The sequence below is a fragment of the Curtobacterium sp. P97 genome, from assembly GCF_023712445.1.
GTDB lineage: Bacteria > Actinomycetota > Actinomycetes > Actinomycetales > Microbacteriaceae > Curtobacterium.
Genome location: NZ_JAMAYF010000163.1, coordinates 1 through 430, shown reverse-complemented (window position 1 = coordinate 430; position 430 = coordinate 1). Strand labels below are relative to the sequence as shown.

Annotated in this window: 1 protein-coding gene; it reads left to right on the top strand. The window is 74.0% G+C overall.

Annotated features, from left to right (window positions below):
- A partial coding sequence (locus M3677_RS17460) for a methyl-accepting chemotaxis protein (RefSeq protein ID WP_285844945.1) occupies positions 1–268 on the top strand: 268 nt, incomplete at its 5' end.
- Positions 269–430: the final 162 nt, after the last annotated feature.

The following is a 430-nucleotide window of genomic DNA, read 5'->3' as shown; positions in this document are numbered from 1 at the left end:
CAACGCCACCATCGAGGCCGCCCGGGCCGGGGAGGCCGGTCGCGGGTTCGCCGTCGTGGCCAACGAGGTCAAGGAGCTGGCCCGGGAGACCGCCGTCGCCACCACCGACGTCAACGCCAAGATCAACGCCATCCAGGAGCAGGTCGACGCCGTCGTCGGCTCGTTGGCCTCGATCGGCGTGGTCATCGAGACGATCAACGAGACCCAGGCCGTCATCGGCGGGGTGCTGACCGAGCAGGTGGCGGTGACCCGGGCGATCCTCGGCTGACCCTGCAACCCGCCGCAACGCGGGCCCGCCGGGGCCGTGGGAAAGGGGCCGGTGAGCCAGCCCACAACCCTCCCGGCCGCACCGGCCAGCCCCGACGACCTCGCCGAGGCGCTGCGGGGCACCGGCTACCTGCCCGACGAGGGCCTCGCGACGGCGGCCTAC